Here is a 1,089-nt window from a genome sequence, read left to right on the forward strand (position 1 = left end):
TGTACTGACCCGTGAGGTTGGGGACGCGGCTGGCGGGTGGTTGGCCCTTCAGCGCGGTGTGTCCGCGGTGGTGATTGTAGGTGTGCAGCCAGCCGGGGAAGGCGTCGCGGCGCTCGGTCTCTGACCGGTAGGGGCGGGCGTAGGCCCATTCGTCGAGCAGGGTGCGGTTGAAGCGTTCGACTTTGCCGTTGGTCTGCGGGCGGTAGGGCCGGGTGCGTTTGTGGGTGATCCCGGCTGCTGCCAGTTCGTTGCGCCAGTCGTGTGAGCGGTAGCAGGAGCCGTTGTCGGTCAGCACCCGCTCGACGGTGATTCCGGCCTGGGTGAAGAAGGTGTGGGCCCGCTGCCAGAAGGCGGTGGCGGTCTCCTTCTTCTCGTCCGCGTGGATTTCGCTGTAGGCGAGGCGGGAGTGGTCGTCGACGGCGGTGTGCAGGTAGCTGTAGCCCAGGTTGGGGCGGCCGTGGCGGGTGCGGGGCCGGGCGGGGTCGCGGTGGGCGGAACTGTTGCGGCCGCCCTGGGCCCTGCCGTGGACCTTGTGCCCGCCGCCGTCGGGGATGTTGCCCAGTTTCTTGATGTCGACGTGGATGAGTTCGCCGGGCCTGGCGCGTTCGTAGCGGCGGATGACCCGGCCGGTGGCCCGGTCCAGGTGCGTGAGGCGGGCCAGGCCGAGCCGGGTCAGCACGCGGTGCACGGTCGAGGGCGTCAGGTGCAGCAGGTGAGCGATGCGGGCCGGGCCCCAGCGGCGCAGGACGCGGACCTTGACGATCCGGCGCTCGGTGCGGGTCGGGGTCCGGCGCGGGCTGGTGTGCGGGCGGGAGGAGAGGTCGCGCATGCCGGCTTCGCCGGACTGCCGGTAGCGCCCGGCCCACCTCTGGGCGGTGGTCGGCGAGACCTGGAAGCGTTCTGCGGCTCGCCGCAGCGGCCAGTTGTCCTCGACCACGCAACGGGCCAGGCGCAGCCGTCCGGTCTCTGTCAGGGGTGCATTACGGTGGGACATGAGGGCCTTTCTGTTGCTGGTGCAGATGTCGCAATCCACACCAGGCCAGAAGGCCCTCACCCATTTCAAGATCGGTCAGCCGTGAGCCCTGTCAC

1 protein-coding gene is annotated in these 1,089 nt (G+C 70.2%); it reads right to left on the minus strand.

Features of this window, described 5'->3' with window-relative positions; genetic code table 11:
• Positions 1 to 994, minus strand: a 994-nt coding sequence (locus ABZ354_RS28590) for an IS481 family transposase (protein ID WP_358661622.1), incomplete at its 3' end; no start/stop codon positions are given.
• Positions 995 to 1,089: the final 95 nt, after the last annotated feature.

This window comes from Streptomyces sp. NPDC005925, from assembly GCF_040638805.1.
Taxonomy (GTDB): domain Bacteria; phylum Actinomycetota; class Actinomycetes; order Streptomycetales; family Streptomycetaceae; genus Streptomyces.